This is a genomic window from Lederbergia panacisoli (assembly GCF_024626525.1).
Taxonomy (GTDB): Bacteria; Bacillota; Bacilli; order Bacillales; family Bacillaceae_C; genus Lederbergia; species Lederbergia panacisoli.
Window position 1 is genome coordinate 78,799 of the sequence record NZ_JANJGU010000007.1, and the last position, 15,160, is coordinate 93,958.

The following is a 15,160-nucleotide window of genomic DNA, read 5'->3' on the forward strand; positions in this document are numbered from 1 at the left end:
TTTTTATTCATTTTAAATCTAAAATTTCATTCTAATTAAGGATCTCTTTTATGTATTTTATGTTACCGATATGAAAGAGGTTTATGAGAGTCTTATAAAAAAGCGACCCTTAATTACGAAGAATCGCCTCTTGTAGTTTATAATTTCCGGCATTTAATAATCAGTGTCCTTTTCAAATAATGACTTTTTTATGGTCAATCCAAAATATTGAAGGCCGTCAAAAGATTGTTTTCTCAACACCCTTCGACGGCCCTCAATTTATGAATCTATTTAGTTGCTAAAACAATTGCTTTTTTCGTAAAACTAAAGACGTAAATCCAGAAGTAAGAAGTAAACCACCTAGCAGCATCCAATTGTAACTATTAGTGGCGGTGTTAGGTAATTTTTTATCGTTGTTTATTGGCTTCTTGGAAATATTATCTTTCTTATCATCTTTTATCGGCTTTTTGGAGCTATCGTCTTTTTTATCATCTTTATCTTTGTTCGGATCTTTAGATACAGGCGGGTCCTTCTGATCAACTGGATCTTCTTTGTCGATAGGGTCCTTTGGATCAACTGGATCCTTATCATCCACCGGATCCTCTTTGTCTATTGGATCTTCTTTTTCAACTGCTTTGTCAAATACTCCATAATTTGAGAAGTGGGAAACATTCAAACTGATCGTTTTGGATTCTTTATTAACGTTTCCTTCCTGATTCTCCCATATGGCTTTATCTTCGTTATAATAGTAGATATTGACATCGTCTGAAGAATCGCCATCAAAACCCATTACAAGTTCAAATGTTCCTTCGTAATCTTCCGCCCCTTCTGGGAATTCGAAATTAAAGTTTAGCGCATCCCCGGCGGACTTTAAATCTTTTGCTTTTGCAAGAGTATCTTTATCTGTTGCACTTACCGTAAGCATTGTTCCATCTGGAAGATTTTCCGGCAACAATAAGCTTACATTTGTTCCATTAATAAGAAGCAGTTCCCCTTTGCCCACATTCACTTTTTCACCTAAATTGACATTATTCTCACCTGGTTGTTCTGGCTCAGACACTTTTGGGAATGACTTGCTGATTTCCGCCATAAACCCATTGGCAAGCGCTCTATATCCTTCCACGCTTGGATGAATATTTGTCGGATTAGGAAGATATGTTTGATATTTTCCTTCGAACAGGTGAAAAGTTGGAACAAAAGTTGCCCCTACTGTGTCTGTAGGTACCTTTAGTGCATTGTTTAGACCAGTTAACAATGGAACTATTACTTCCGAAGGTAAGTTAGGAAGTGCATTATAATACCCCATAACATAAATCTTTGCTGTAGGGTTAATTGTTTTGATGGTTCCTAAAATTCCCGCCATATTAGTTCCAACCGATTTAATATTCTCTTGGATTGAAATAATCATCCCTTGTAGCTCATTTATCTTCGCAACAATACTTTCAAATAAAAGTTTTGCCTCTATTGCTTTTGCTTGGGCTAGGGAATATTCATTTACTTTTGAAAGTGAGTGCTCTACGGATGTTTTTGCAGTAGTAACAGTTGTTTTTGTATCGGCTAATAGGGTTAAGAAAATTTCTATCTCATTCTTCAGGTCTTCTGTTAAAAATGCTGAAGGAATACCTTTCAACGTTGATTCCGTTTCAGACAGCTTTTCAAAAGCTTTACCCAATTCTTCTGTTGCTTTTGTTAACGATTCTGCATTGAACGTTTCTTCTACTCCAATTAATGAATTGTCTGCAGTTGCAGCATGATTTACTGCTGCATCAATATCATTCATTATTTTTTGGAGAGTTGTGGCTATTATCAGCTTTAAATCATCAGGGACTTTTTCATTCAATACACTTGATGCAATTTTCACTTCCCCGGTCTTGCCTTTAGCACTCCCCGCATCATCCTGAGCCTTTTTAATTGCATTTTTAGCTGCTACTTTTGCAGCTGCAGCAGCTGCCGTAGCATCCACTACTTCTTTTTGTAAAAGTGCTAGATTGGCAGGATCCAAATATTTAGGATCAATTCCTGCAAGCAGTGAGGCGTCCAGCCCGGCTAGTGCGTCATTAGCACCAACACTTATAGTAACGATGTCAGCACTTGCCAATTCCGTGACGCTGCCTACACCATTTAGTATATCCATTGAAGTAGCACCGTTTACTCCCTTGTTATGTACATTTACCTCATAACCATTAGATTCCAGATCACTTTTGATATAACCGACATAACCCGTACTAGGAGTATTGTTTGATAGTAAACCTGCCGCTAAGGAATCTCCTAATGCGACATAATTAACTACCTTTGTTTCAACATCCGCCAATGCAGATAGCGGTGCTAAAACTAGTAAAAATGCGAGCATTAAGATGAATGCCCTTGATCGTCTAATTACTTTTTGCAAATAACATCAACCTTTCCCTTTTTAGTATTATTGGTGCAAGTTGTTATGTATAGAGAATTGCGAAAGTTCACCATATTCATTATATGTTCTTTTTAATGAACATGTAAACCCCTTCTATGAAAATAGTCATGAATTAATAAGATTTAGTAGATAAGCAGCCAAAATCAATAGTTGACTATTTCTATTATTATGACTACTATTGATGTAACCTTCTCATCATTCCCCTAATCCACCAATTTTCCCAATCTAAAAAAATTACAATCAAATAAAGGAGGACGTATGATTGACCACAAGCAGGTTAGCTATTTTTGAAAATAAGTATTTTTTTGAAAAGCCATCAGAGGTTAAAATGTGGGTTCAAGACTTTACTCATCCCGAGGAACAAAAGGAATTTCTCAAAAAATTGGCAATTAGCTCCCAGTTTAGTATGCGCTACCGCGGTCTTATACATTTTTACGGTGATGATTTGATTGCATATAAACGAAAATACCCTTCTAGTGACAAAGTGAATGAGTTTCTGCGCATTTTCTCTGCCTTCCTCACTGATCATTTAGAAGATAACTGCCCCTCATCTTGGAAGGAATGTACACCCGCATTCTGGGAAGAATTGATTTACACCATTTTCCCCCACTATATGATAGTATCCACCAAACAACAAGAAACGAAGACATTCCTATTTCAGTTAAAAAAGTTTGTACGATGGCTAGACCGCCGTTCGGGTTGTTCATGGTCTAAAATCGTTGGGAAATTCGCTGATGATGCTTATTCCGAACTCAAAATGTGTGAACAGTTTTTAAATAAAATCTATCTTATTTCATTTCCCCAAGTTCATAGAAAAGACTGGTGCCTTGCCGAAGACATTGATAAAATCGTAGAAAAATTAGATGCCTGCAGTGACTCCGTTAATAGTATTTTTCAAGTGAAGAGTACCCTCAATAATATTATTACAGTTGAAGATCTTTATACTGGGCATTCCTATCAAGTACTAGACTTTCCTGTAAAAAACCTTCCAATAGGCATACTACTTGATGGAGATATTGGAAAGCTGCAAAGGGACTTTTTTTGGTCTTGGCTAGATACTCAAGGTGTTTTTCCCGAAATAGCTAAAAAGTATATTCACTTTGTACATGAGTAAATATTAATAGGAAAATGATCAAGGATATAATGGGACCTATATGATAAGAAGGAGGCGTATGTTATGAAATCTAGTGATAAAAAACCTTTCCTAAAAGAAGATCCAATCACTTACGACGATTATGCACAGCTTCCTGATGATGGAAAAAGATATGAACTGGCAAATGGAGTGTTGGAGCTGATGACTCCAGCGCCAACTCCCAAACATCAGATCATTAGCACAAAGATGTTGACCATACTAATGAATAGTTGCCAGCAGGAATACATTATTTTTGCATCACCAATCGATTTAATTTTATCTACAACGGAGGCGCGCCAACCTAATCTAGTCATGATACATCGTAATAATATTGAGATCACTACAAAAAGGGGAATTGAGGGAATTCCCAATTTAGTTGCTGAAATATTGTCGCCCCATTCAATCAAAATAGATAGATTCGATAAGCTTAAAGTTTATGCAAGATATAGGATTCCTGAATACTGGATTATCGATCCGGCGAATGAAGTCTTGGAACAATATGTGTTGGTCAATAATGATTATGAAATTTTTAATGTTTTTGGAAGAGAAGATACCGTTCAGTCCGAACAAATTAAATGTGTTTCTTTTACAATGGCGGAAATTATGGATGCAGCGGCTGATTTGCCGGGGTAATTACGAATGGGGAAATTCATTAATAATTGATAAGCTCCCCCAGTTCAGGGGAGCTTATCAATTATTTTCTCTTCGAACGCATTCCTTTTAACTTCGTTATATCGTCTCGGCCAAGCAATTGTCGATAGGATTCACTTTCAGCATCGTATATGGCTACCTTTCCTTGATCGTCATAATGAAATCCCCATCCATAGTTTTTTACTAAAGGAGAGGCTCTAAAGCACGCCTTCGGTTTTGAAAAAAACTGCTCCCTTACCTGATCTACATTGCGTTCTTCATTTTGATTCTTAATCAAGTACGTTTGAAACTGTACATCGTCTTGCGTATATTTATAAGGATTATTTTTGATCAAATCATACTCAATGGAAGCAATCGTAGGTTTATCGTTTTTAGGGACAGGTACTTTTGCAGATGTAACCTTTGAATCTTCTGAAATCGTAATGAGAGTATTTTTGTAACTCCAAATTAAACTCCTCCTTAATCCAACACATTATCCGGATCTACCAAACTAGAGAAGATCCATGTTTTCCCATCATCCTCGGATGTAAACTTCGCTAATACATTACCGCCTAGATAATCTCCATCAGGTCCTTGATTTACTATTAATGTTCCGTGACCGCCTTTAAAAATAGGCACCTCCGCTACTGTAAAAATTCCTTTATACCCGTTAGGGACAGGTACCTCTACCTCTTCCCAATTACTTCCTCCATCATCCGTGCGAAAAAGCCACGGTCTTGGCGGTTCATCCATTGTGTTATACGATCCAAAAGAAATGAAGCCAAGCTCATCATTTATAAAGCCGCCACTCGTGACTAGTGAATAAATCTCATCAACAGATCCGGCGGTTTCCCAAGTTCTACCGCCATCATTTGTTTTCATCACAAAGTTCGCTTCACTAGACATCGTACGATCACACGTAAAAATGAGATAACCATCCTTCTCCGATGTAAAACCGATGAATCTTTGGCGGACGGACGGTAATTGATCTTTTATAAATACTTTGTCCCATGTTTTTCCTTGATCTGTTGTTAATAATAGGCTCAGTTCTTGATTGGAAAATAGCACAAAAGCTGTTTTCTCAGGATTAATGATATAGCTGCCCTCTATTAAATCATTTTTAGAACCGCTATAATCTCCCCCGAATAATTCTTCTATTGCAACTGGTACTTCTACCCAATTTTCTCCATTATCATATGTTATTTTTAATATCTCGTTTGCGATTTGGTATCGAAAGTCTTCATTTGAATTTATTCCAGCTTCCTTTTGATAGCTTTCTTCATCTTGTACTGGAGGGAGGCCAATCAATTTGTCAGTGGATTCCTCAAAGCTGTCTAACGTATATGTTAGCTCCGCGTCCTTTCGTATCCTCAATTTCCAGACAATATTATCAACAAGACCATCTTCATTTAGCTCACCAAGGCTAGTTTGCGTACCTTCTCCCGGCTCAATTTGATAGACAACCGCCACAATGAATTCATTTTTGTCGCCTTCTAACAAATGGAATCTTTTATAATAAGCATTCTTAAACAACCCCTCATCTTTAAAGGATTGCATTAAATCAAACCACAAACGATAAGCAATGGTTTCGGGCTTTGTGTCATCTTCACTTACTTGTATAGTAAGCGGTAATTTCTGGTTAACTTCCTTCTCGTTGAATTCAATTATAGGTATATTTTCAATAGGATCTTCATAATTTTTAGGATAAAAAAGCATAAACCCAACTATTACTAGTAAGAAAGCTACAATAATGATCCCTAAGTGATTCTGTTTAAGTTTCATAGTTTAACCTCTTTTTGGTGCAATATAATCTTTAAGATCTATTAAATGTGTTGAGTTTGGATATGTTCCTCTTATTTATATAAGATATCAACATTTCCGTCTTTTTTTCCGATGACCATCGTATCTGCCATATTTACAAAAAGACCATTCTCCACTACACCGGGAATCATATTTAATGCTTGGTTTAGTTTATGAGCATCTTTAATTTCATCAAAATGGCAATCCAAAATATAGTTCCCATTATCCGTTATATAAGGAATACTGTCTTTTTGTCGTAATAAAGGTTCACAACCTAAAGCACTTATTTGTCTACTCGTCATTTCCCAACCAAATTGTGTAATCTCAACAGGTAATGGAAATCCTCCTAACTTCGCTACATATTTTGTCTCGTCCATAACAATTACCAAGCGTTTTGAAATGGATGCCACCATTTTTTCACGCAAGAGGGCACCCCCACCACCTTTTATGAGCTCGAATTCCGGATTGGCCTCATCCGCTCCATCAATGGTCAAATCTATTTGATGAATGGAAGATAGAGTAACTAGTGGTATCCCCAATTCATTGGCAAGCTGTTCAGTTTGTTTCGAAGTAGGAACCCCTTTAATATTCAGGCCCTGTTTCGCAAGCTCACCTATTTTTAGTATTGTCCAATAAACGGTTGAGCCAGTACCGAGACCTATTATCATGTCATTTTTAACAAACTCTACTGCTTTTTCACCCGCAAGCTTTTTTGCATCCATGTCTACACCCCTTGCTGAAATTTTTTTGAACAGTATCTTTTATCCATTTAAAATTAATACTCTGTATACAGGGGACAGCCAAAAAATGCACTACTTTGATAAAATCAACTTTCTTAATTTGTTTGTCATTTCTGCAGATGTAAGATACGTTGAGTCATCTGTTATGTACATAAAGGTGCTTTTTTCATTTTCCTGCCCCAACCATAAATGCAGAGCATGGACTGGCAAGCCCCCCTCTTCCGACTTATATTCAACCATAACATCGAACTCGGGTTTTAATATATCTACCTTCCCTGATTGTTTAACTGCGGTTGTAATTGCTTTTTCAAAAATATTTAAGGATTGTTCATCGTTGAAGGACAAAATAATATCTTCATTCATCTCTCCAAATCCTTTTGACTTTGAAATATTTACTTTAGCTATTTTTTCATCTAATAGAACCATTGTTTCAGCGGGGCGTAATTGGCAGCCCATTAATAACAGCAAGCATAATATAGATACGATCGAAAATAATACTTTCATGATGCTCCCCCTAATCAACTTAAATACACATCTATTTGTAAATATAAAACACTTTAGGGTTAGTAAACATACTAAACTCTCTTGAAAAATGACAATTGTCTTCAACAATTCTTTTCAAGTGTTATGTATTTGCCCTGAACCTTTCTTTTCTTCACTACTTCCCATTCTTTTTTTCCTCGTTTAATTTCCAGGAGTATATTTACTCCTTTTACATCCTTATAAAACAGATATCCCGTAAATGCATTTCCCCAATTTGGACTGTATTTACCATTTACTATTATTAACTGTCTTTCTCCAATAGAAGTTCCTCTAAACAATTCAACCAGAGAAATAAGATGAGAGTCTTCCTTCCCTAATATAGCATTCATTTTAATCAAATCTTCGTAACTGTAATTCCAAGTATCGTCTCTTTCTGCTAATTCTTTTAACATCGGAAAACTGATTAGAATATCTTGGTGAATTGTATTGTTAAAATTTTTATAGCAATTTTCAAATGTTGAAGAATGAGCAACGGCGCCATATTGAAAAGATAGGAACAGCATTAGAGAAGGCAATAATAATCTTAGCAAATCCACACACCTCCGTTGATGTCTATTTGTTATCTTTCCAACCCCATATTGAATTAATCCACTTAAGATCAACAAAAAAAGCCGTCCAAATGACAGCTTCCGATATAATATGATCAATTATTGTTTACTCACTCCCCCGCCAAATGCAACAACATACCCATCAATATCCCTTATCGCAAATTCATTCCAAATCGGATCTTGGTTTAAACCGTACGCAATTTCAGCGCCCTTTGCTTTAAATTCTTCAAACAATACATCTACTTCATCCGAATAGGCGAAAGCATCCCATTGTGGTCCACCTTTAAGAGATGAAAAAGGCCGAACGTCTTCCGTGCTGCTTGCCTCATGTAAAATAAACGTTAGTTGATCTCTTGTGACATGGATATGTTTGATGTCACCAATTCCGATTTCTTCGTAATAAAATCCCAAATCTCTATAAAACTGAGCTGATCTTTTTATATCTTTTACTAAAAAGACTATAGATGAACCGCTAATTTTCCCTAAACTCAATTGTACCCACACCCTTATCAGCATTTTTTTATACAAAATGTAAATTCTACAAATGTAACACAAATCCTTTTAAAATTTTTCCATTTACAAATAGGATTGCATATTATAAAATTAGTTAGGTTAACTAACTATTGTTTGAGGAGGATTTCCTTGTACTCTGTTTTTTCCAAAATCAAATTATTGTATAAACCTTATACGCAGCAGATACAAAAAGTGCTAGAGCCACATGAACTAACTGAATTACAATGGGGCTTGCTTCGTTACTTACAAGAAGATGGACCTACTGCATTTTCCGAAATTGCAGAGTATTGGCAGGTAGAAAAACCTTCTGTTACTCCAGTGGCACAAAAGCTTATTGAGCTTGGCCTTATTGAGGCTCGCCCCGGAAAAGATAAGCGACAAAAAGTGCTGCATATTACAGAATCAGGACAAATCAAATATATAAAATGTAAAGCCTCGGTTGATTTGTATCAATCGAAATTATTAGAAGGGGTATCTGAACAACAGATTAAAGTTGTGAACGAAGTATTAGAACAACTAACGAGCAACGTAAAGAAAAGAGGATTAATTTGAAATCAGAAAAATTATGGACAAAGGAATTTATTGCTGTTTCAACGATCAATTTTTTAGCCACATTAATGTTCTACTTATTAATGGTGACAATTGCGACTTATGCTAAAAATGAATTTCATGTATCGACGAGTACAGCTGGTCTTGTATCCAGTATTTTTATTATTGGTTCACTTCTCGGACGACTTGTTGCAGGACGCTATATTAGTGAAGTCGGGACGAAAAAAGTGTTTTGGACCGGTTTGATTTTGCTGATAGTCGCCTCGATTTTTTACTTTGGCATTTTTAATACGACAACATTACTCCTAAACCGCTTATTCCACGGAATTGCCTTTGGTCTCATGGGAACAGCAGCGGGTACAGTAATTGCGCAAATTTTGCCAGCTAGACGGAAAGGCGAGGGAATCGGATATTACAGTTTAAGTACTATATTAGCGACAGCCATTGGACCTTTTTTTGGAATTTTACTCATGAAGTTGGATAACGGCTTTATGATTATGTATATGATTAACGTCATTTTCTCAATCGGAAGCATGATTTTTTTAGCCCTAGTTAAAATTAAAATTGCAGGACCATCAAAAGATATAACAATTGTGGAAAAAGGACCTGTCCTTTCACGTTTTATCGAACCAAAAGCGGCCCCAATTTCATTAGTGGCACTTGTTATCGGTTTTAGTTATTCCGGCGTCATGTCATTCTTATCATTTTACGCAGAAGAAATTCATCTAGTAACAGCTGCAAGCTATTTCTTCCTAGTCTACGCCATCGTTATTATTCTCACCCGTCCAGTAACAGGCAAATTAATGGATACACGAGGAGCCAATATCATTGTATATCCTTGTTTCGCTATATTTGCAATCGGAATGCTTTTGTTCAGTGAAGCTTCAGCTGGCTGGATGCTTTTATTGGCGAGTGCATTTATTGGACTAGGCTACGGAAACTTCAACTCCATTGCGCAAGCAATCGCCATTAAAGTTACGGAACCACACCGTTTTGGTTTAGCCACATCGACATATTTCATTTTGTATGATTTAGGTCTAGGCTTAGGGCCATATATTTTAGGATTTATCGAACCGTATTCAGGATATCGCGCTATTTTCTTTTCAATGGTCATTATAATCTTGCTTTGTTACCCAATGTATTATTTTGCTTATGGGAAAAGGACTAGGAACTTACAATATTAATATTAGGACTGTCAAAGTGGCAGTCCTCTTTTATATTCAAACCTTTTTTTCCGTTGTAATCATTTTCCATATTTCTTTTTTAAAAGCTGCGAAAAAAAAGATGGCTCCAACAATGAAAAAAAGCGGCACAAATAAGTTATCTAGTAGATTAGGCGGTGGTGGTATAGTTGGATATTCTCCTGTACGTGTTAGCACGGACCAGTAGATCAACGAAATTATTCTTTCAATTGAATACAATAGTCCACTCGTTAAAATAAATATCGACCCAAGAATAAGATTTAATCTTTTGTCCATTTGTCTACCTCCTCTATTAATGTCTCAATCAATATGCAATACTACCTCCAGTCCAGTTGGTTTTTCTTTAAAAGGTTCTTTATATTCCCTAAACACAATATCCATTTTCGATAGATCATCTGGCAAAGGAGGAGAAACATTATAGCTATAAGTATAATGACCCTCAGAACCCCCTCCACTCTCCATCCAACAATCATATTTTTCACCGAGGGATAACTCGATGAAATGGTGATGTTGCATCGCATCTAAATCCCTTGTTCCATCCCAGTCAATATGGAGTAGAACAACACTAGCATTTTCATACTGCCGAATTGCAGTTACTGTGTATAGGCGTTGCTTTATTTCCACTGATTTTAAAACTGTAAGAAGCTTTCTAAATCTCTCTGGTTTAACACGCGGCTTAAAGGAATCCTCTACCCTCAATGTGTCGAATATCGCTCGTAAACAGTCTTCATAAAAATTGTATTTAATAGCCCAGTTGGAGATTAATTCATCCGAAGGAAAACTAGGGTTATTGTGGGATATTTCCTTCCGCTCTTTTAATAATGCACAAATCCTTTCATCAATACTTAATAGTTTTTCGTCATAATTGCTGGTTGGATAATGTTTCATACTAATCTCCTCGTTTATCTTTTCTTTTTTATAATCAAAATGAATGCAATTGCTAGTATAAAAATTACGATACTCCACCTAAGAATAGAGGTTTCTGTCAGATTGTCACTTGAGTTGGCGTTATCATGTGGTGTATTAATTGATTCAATTTTTTTCGGAAGAGAACTTTCGTTATGTTCAGTTTTTTCACCTAGAGGAAAAGCCTCACCTAGTTTCTCTATATCTCCCAGGGACGAGCTTAATTTGTTAGTACGATTACAAGTGATTGTCACTAATGATTTGAGTCCATACATTGTTGATTCATAAGCATAAACTAAATATTTTTCTCCCTCGTGAACCTCACCCACCAAATTGAAAATTTGGAAGGTGCGTCCCTTATCTTAAATACAGTACAAAACTAGCTGTTGTCCACCAGAGGTGACTCATGCCAAGTTAAGACTAATTAATGAAGACAAGGTCTGTTCTGTTCTTTTTGACAACTCAGGAACTTTTGCCTGAATGGTCAACCATTTCTTTTCAGAAATGGTTTTTTGTATGCCGCGAATAAAATATCGAGCTCCAATATTATAGGAAGCTTGTAAATCAGCATGATAAACTTTTCCCGTTGTAAAGGTGGCTAGGTCTTTTCTTTCGTTTCGCTTTACCTTACCGGAACCGTCGAATGCCAAGGCACTCGTATTACGGGCATTAATTCTAGATATACGTATCCCAGCGTAATGTGCCATTTCCGTCACTTTGTTCTGAATGCCTTTTTTGCGCCAATAACGAAGTTTGAATCGAAGTTTTTTTGCTCCCCAAAATCCCTTCGGATTCTTCATACGATCGAGGTATTCGAACACGATGACATGACAACCATTCTCTTTGGCGAATTTTACAATTTCAGAGGACGTATTATGTACGATGTGTGTTTGAATGCCATTGATCCGTCTCCAATAATGAGGTGCGGACACCCACCCTGAAATGGATTGTACTTTACGAAGCTTGTTTGTCATGCGATACAATCGGTCTTTTTCTTTTGGCTGGTTTATGAATGTTCTTACCAAGACAGTGCCTTTTGCATCCATGACAGAACAAACCGCTGAATTATTGATTCCAAGATCAACCGCACATACTTTTTGTTCCTTTATTTTTACTTTATTTAGTTTCACCTTACTTGCGTAACCGAAATGAAGGAAATATTTCTTCCCTACTTTGACCAACTTCGGATTACTCTCATTCCAATCCCACACATCTCGTTTAAAAAGGTCTTGTTCTTTAAATATGATCTCTTTCCATACCCAATCATTCTTGTGAAAGACCTTGATTCGAGCTGTGGTACTGGATGTATTTTCGAACATGTTCCCTCTATAAAACACAGGAAACTCTTTGTGCTGCATCTGCAACGTAGGAGGTTTTTTCTTAAACCTTCTTCCTTCGAAAAGGGCAATTTTCCTTTCCTCTTCCCAATTCTTCAGGTTGGAACGATGACTCTTCACTTTTCCAAAAGCAGAAGCAATCGCCGCTCTGCGGAAGTAGGATGGGAACTTGTAAAAGCACATATTGAAATCTTGATATTTTGGAAGGGGATTTGACTTGGTGGTGTGGATAAGTTTCTCGACAGCAGGAACTATGGTCTTCGTTGAAATGTCTTGAACATGATCAAACTCTTGATCGATCACATCGATGACGAATGACAAGGCTTCATTGTAAATGTCTAATGTCGCATCAAAGATTCGGCTATGGTTAGTAACTTTAGATTTAAGCACTTTCACCACTTTCATGATCAAACCCTCCTTCCAAATACCTTTTATGTTTGTTACTACTATTATACCAAACATTTGTTCTTTTGTCTTGGAATCGATGTATTATTATGTCTGTTTTTAAAAAGAAGAGACAAGGGGTTTTTAAACCTACTTATCGTTTAGTTGTTGTGACAAAATATCGTCATAAATGTATAAACCAAGACGTCTTAACTCGTTTAAAAGGAGATTGCAAATAATTTGTTTATCGGATGGGGTTGTGAAGTGATTGAAATGAATAGTGAAGAAGATCATATTCATATTTTATTGATGCACCTCCACAAATTCAGTTATCCAAAATCATTAATAGTTTTAAAACGGTCAGTTCCCGTTATATTCGAAAAGAATTTGAAGAACAATTAAAACCGTTTTATTGGAAACCTTATTTTTGGAGCCGTAGTTATATGGTTTAACCACTGGCGGAGCAACAATCGATGTGGTAAACAGTATATAGAAAACCAAGGTAAAGAAAAATGAGCCACTAACCCCCACCAAATCAAGATTTGGAAGGGGAATGCATGGCTCTATTCAGTTCAACGCTTGGTAATTCCGCACATGAACAGGCATTAGCGATTGAGGGAAACAGGTTTAATGACAACATAAACAAAAGTAAAATTAAGAAAAATAAGGATTTCCTTTTCACTTAAGCACCCCACCTTACTGCTTCAGTTAACATTTTATAAATAATAGACGCTTACTTCTGAGAAAAGTTGCATACAATAGAGTGTACTCGGCACTTATCGATTATGAAATGTATTTATTTTCCTATTTCGGATTGCCCTTTCCATAATCGCGTGATACGATGAAATCAACTTTTAACGAACGGAGGGTTTCCAAGTGGCAACTTTAAGACTTCGATTCCAAACTTTGAACCAGTAATTGAATAGTTCAAAGCTCTGCTGTCTGCGCAGAGTTTACGGGATTGGTCTGCCTATTTAGGAAACCTCATTTTTATAATGCTAATAAAAAATGAAGGGGAGGGGACGATTCTCCTCTTTTTTGTTGTCTTTAAGATTGGGGATTTTCATTTTGAAGAAAGAGGGTCATCCTTTACCTGATAATACAACGTAAAATGAAAGGCCATTCATTTCCGCTTCCTGGTGGTTTTTTTAAGCGTCCTTTCCCGTTTCCTTTGAACAGGCTGAGCATCTATGTTTTTATTCTGAAATAATCGGAGGGAACGAATATGAAAAGAAAAGCAATTGCCGTGGGAGTCAATCGAAATAACAACTCGGAAAACTTTGAGCATTCCATGGAAGAATTATGTAATTTAGCTGAAGCTTGTGACGTATTAGTGTTGGGTGAAGTCACGCAAAATTTAAACCACTTTGATAAAACATATTATATTGGAAGTGGAAAAGTAGAAGAATTGATTGCAATGATTGAGGAAACAGAAGCAAATATTGTGATTTTTGATGATGAGCTCTCCCCTTCTCAAATTCGTAATTTGGAAGCAAAGTTGGATTGTGATGTGATCGACCGCACAATGCTCATCCTAGAAATTTTTGCTAGTAGGGCTAAAACAAAAGAATCCCAACTTCAAGTAGAAATTGCCAGATTAAACTATATGCTTCCTAGATTAGTGGGAAGCCGTGAATCATTAGGACGACAAGGCGGGGGTTCTGGTTTAAAAAACAGGGGAGCCGGAGAAACAAAACTAGAACTAGATCGTCGAAAAATTGAAATCAAGATCGCTGCTTTATCAAAGGAACTAGAACAATTGGTTACTAGGCGAAAAGTTCAAAGGAAACAGCGCAACAAAAATGAAATACCCGTCGTTTCTCTAGTTGGTTATACGAATGCGGGCAAATCAACTATTATGAATTCAATGCTAGATCGTGCAGGTTTGGAAAAACACGTTTTTGAAAAGAATATGCTGTTTGCTACATTAGAAACATCGGTTAGAAAAATTACTTTAACAAATCATAAGGAGTTTTTATTAACCGATACCGTTGGTTTTATTAAAAAACTACCGCATCATCTTGTAAAAGCTTTCCGCTCAACGCTTGAAGAGGTAACAGAAGCTGATTTACTCATTCACGTCATAGATTCAAATGCTCATCATGAAGAACAGAAACAGTTGACGAATAAGGTCTTAAAGGAAATTGGTGTTGAAGATATTCCTGTCATTTATGCCTATAATAAATCGGACCTCACTGATGGACCTATTCCAGCAAGTGACGATTGTGTTTATATGTCCGCTAAAACAGGTGAAGGTGTTGAAGAATGTATAGAGCTAATTGGTCAACACATTTTCAATGACTATCTTGCATGTGAATTGCTCATTCCGTATACGGACGGCACAGTAATATCTTACTTTAACGAACATAGTCAGATTTTATCAACCGATTATGAGGAAGATGGGACAAAGCTGATAGTGGAATGTAAAAAAGCTGATGCCGAAAAATACCAGCAATATGTACAAAATGTTCTTTAGAAGTGAGAAGA

15 protein-coding genes and 1 pseudogene are annotated in these 15,160 nt (G+C 36.5%); 6 read left to right on the top strand and 10 right to left on the bottom strand.

What is annotated here, in order from left to right:
- Positions 1-277: 277 nt before the first annotated feature.
- Positions 278-2,368 carry an SGNH/GDSL hydrolase family protein gene (locus NQ185_RS11460; protein WP_257581933.1) on the bottom strand — a complete coding sequence of 697 codons (2,091 nt, stop codon included), beginning with the start codon at positions 2,366-2,368 and terminating at the stop codon, positions 278-280.
- Between the two features lie 283 nt (positions 2,369-2,651).
- On the opposite strand from NQ185_RS11460, the gene NQ185_RS11465 reads away from it, so the two are divergent.
- The gene (locus NQ185_RS11465) at positions 2,652-3,503 is read left to right on the top strand and encodes a hypothetical protein (protein ID WP_257581934.1); all 852 of its coding nucleotides are present in this window, start codon (positions 2,652-2,654) and stop codon (positions 3,501-3,503) included.
- Between the two features lie 63 nt (positions 3,504-3,566).
- Positions 3,567-4,154, top strand: a complete 588-nt coding sequence (locus NQ185_RS11470) for a Uma2 family endonuclease (protein ID WP_257581936.1) — start codon at positions 3,567-3,569, stop codon at positions 4,152-4,154.
- A gap of 61 nt (positions 4,155-4,215) precedes the next feature.
- Here NQ185_RS11470 and NQ185_RS11475 read toward each other — a convergent pair whose 3' ends face one another.
- From NQ185_RS11475 to NQ185_RS11500, 6 genes are all read right to left on the bottom strand, one after another.
- The gene (locus NQ185_RS11475) at positions 4,216-4,620 is read right to left on the bottom strand and encodes a DUF6157 family protein (RefSeq protein WP_257582054.1); all 405 of its coding nucleotides are present in this window, start codon (positions 4,618-4,620) and stop codon (positions 4,216-4,218) included.
- Between the two features lie 11 nt (positions 4,621-4,631).
- Entirely contained in the window at positions 4,632-5,933 is a 1,302-nt protein-coding gene (locus tag NQ185_RS11480) for a WD40/YVTN/BNR-like repeat-containing protein (RefSeq protein WP_257581937.1), read from the bottom strand.
- 71 nt (positions 5,934-6,004) lie between these two features.
- Positions 6,005-6,673, bottom strand: coding sequence for a ribose-5-phosphate isomerase RpiA (rpiA, locus tag NQ185_RS11485; protein WP_257581938.1), 669 nt, complete (start codon positions 6,671-6,673; stop codon positions 6,005-6,007).
- A 90-nt stretch (positions 6,674-6,763) separates the two neighbouring features.
- Positions 6,764-7,195 carry a YhfM domain-containing protein gene (locus NQ185_RS11490; RefSeq protein WP_257581939.1) on the bottom strand — a complete coding sequence of 144 codons (432 nt, stop codon included), beginning with the start codon at positions 7,193-7,195 and terminating at the stop codon, positions 6,764-6,766.
- Between the two features lie 101 nt (positions 7,196-7,296).
- Positions 7,297-7,764 (bottom strand): hypothetical protein, encoded by a 468-nt coding sequence (locus NQ185_RS11495; RefSeq protein ID WP_257581940.1) that lies wholly within the window; start codon positions 7,762-7,764, stop codon positions 7,297-7,299.
- Between the two features lie 117 nt (positions 7,765-7,881).
- Positions 7,882-8,274, bottom strand: a complete 393-nt coding sequence (locus tag NQ185_RS11500; RefSeq protein ID WP_257581941.1) for a VOC family protein — start codon at positions 8,272-8,274, stop codon at positions 7,882-7,884.
- Between the two features lie 150 nt (positions 8,275-8,424).
- Between NQ185_RS11500 and NQ185_RS11505 the strand changes: the two genes are divergently transcribed.
- Together NQ185_RS11505 and NQ185_RS11510 are read left to right on the top strand one after the other, a co-directional pair.
- The gene (locus NQ185_RS11505) at positions 8,425-8,847 is read left to right on the top strand and encodes a MarR family winged helix-turn-helix transcriptional regulator (protein WP_257581942.1); all 423 of its coding nucleotides are present in this window, start codon (positions 8,425-8,427) and stop codon (positions 8,845-8,847) included.
- On the top strand, positions 8,844-10,028 hold the full coding sequence (locus tag NQ185_RS11510; protein ID WP_257581943.1) for an MFS transporter: 1,185 nt from the start codon (positions 8,844-8,846) through the stop codon (positions 10,026-10,028). The genes NQ185_RS11505 and NQ185_RS11510 overlap by 4 nt, the downstream gene beginning before the upstream one ends.
- Before the next feature lie 36 nt (positions 10,029-10,064).
- On the opposite strand, the gene NQ185_RS11515 is transcribed toward NQ185_RS11510, so the two are convergent.
- The 3 genes from NQ185_RS11515 to NQ185_RS11525 all read right to left on the bottom strand — a co-directional run bounded on the left by NQ185_RS11515 (position 10,065) and on the right by NQ185_RS11525 (position 12,694).
- On the bottom strand, positions 10,065-10,322 hold the full coding sequence (locus NQ185_RS11515; RefSeq protein ID WP_257581944.1) for a hypothetical protein: 258 nt from the start codon (positions 10,320-10,322) through the stop codon (positions 10,065-10,067).
- Between the two features lie 24 nt (positions 10,323-10,346).
- Positions 10,347-10,934, bottom strand: a complete 588-nt coding sequence (locus tag NQ185_RS11520; protein WP_257581945.1) for a hypothetical protein — start codon at positions 10,932-10,934, stop codon at positions 10,347-10,349.
- 422 nt (positions 10,935-11,356) lie between these two features.
- Positions 11,357-12,694 carry an RNA-guided endonuclease TnpB family protein gene (locus NQ185_RS11525; RefSeq protein WP_257581946.1) on the bottom strand — a complete coding sequence of 446 codons (1,338 nt, stop codon included), beginning with the start codon at positions 12,692-12,694 and terminating at the stop codon, positions 11,357-11,359.
- A 252-nt stretch (positions 12,695-12,946) separates the two neighbouring features.
- On the opposite strand from NQ185_RS11525, the pseudogene tnpA reads away from it, so the two are divergent.
- Positions 12,947-13,125 (top strand): annotated as a pseudogene (gene tnpA, locus NQ185_RS20350) (IS200/IS605 family transposase).
- A gap of 773 nt (positions 13,126-13,898) precedes the next feature.
- Positions 13,899-15,149 carry a GTPase HflX gene (gene hflX, locus NQ185_RS11535; RefSeq protein ID WP_257581947.1) on the top strand — a complete coding sequence of 417 codons (1,251 nt, stop codon included), beginning with the start codon at positions 13,899-13,901 and terminating at the stop codon, positions 15,147-15,149.
- Positions 15,150-15,160: the final 11 nt, after the last annotated feature.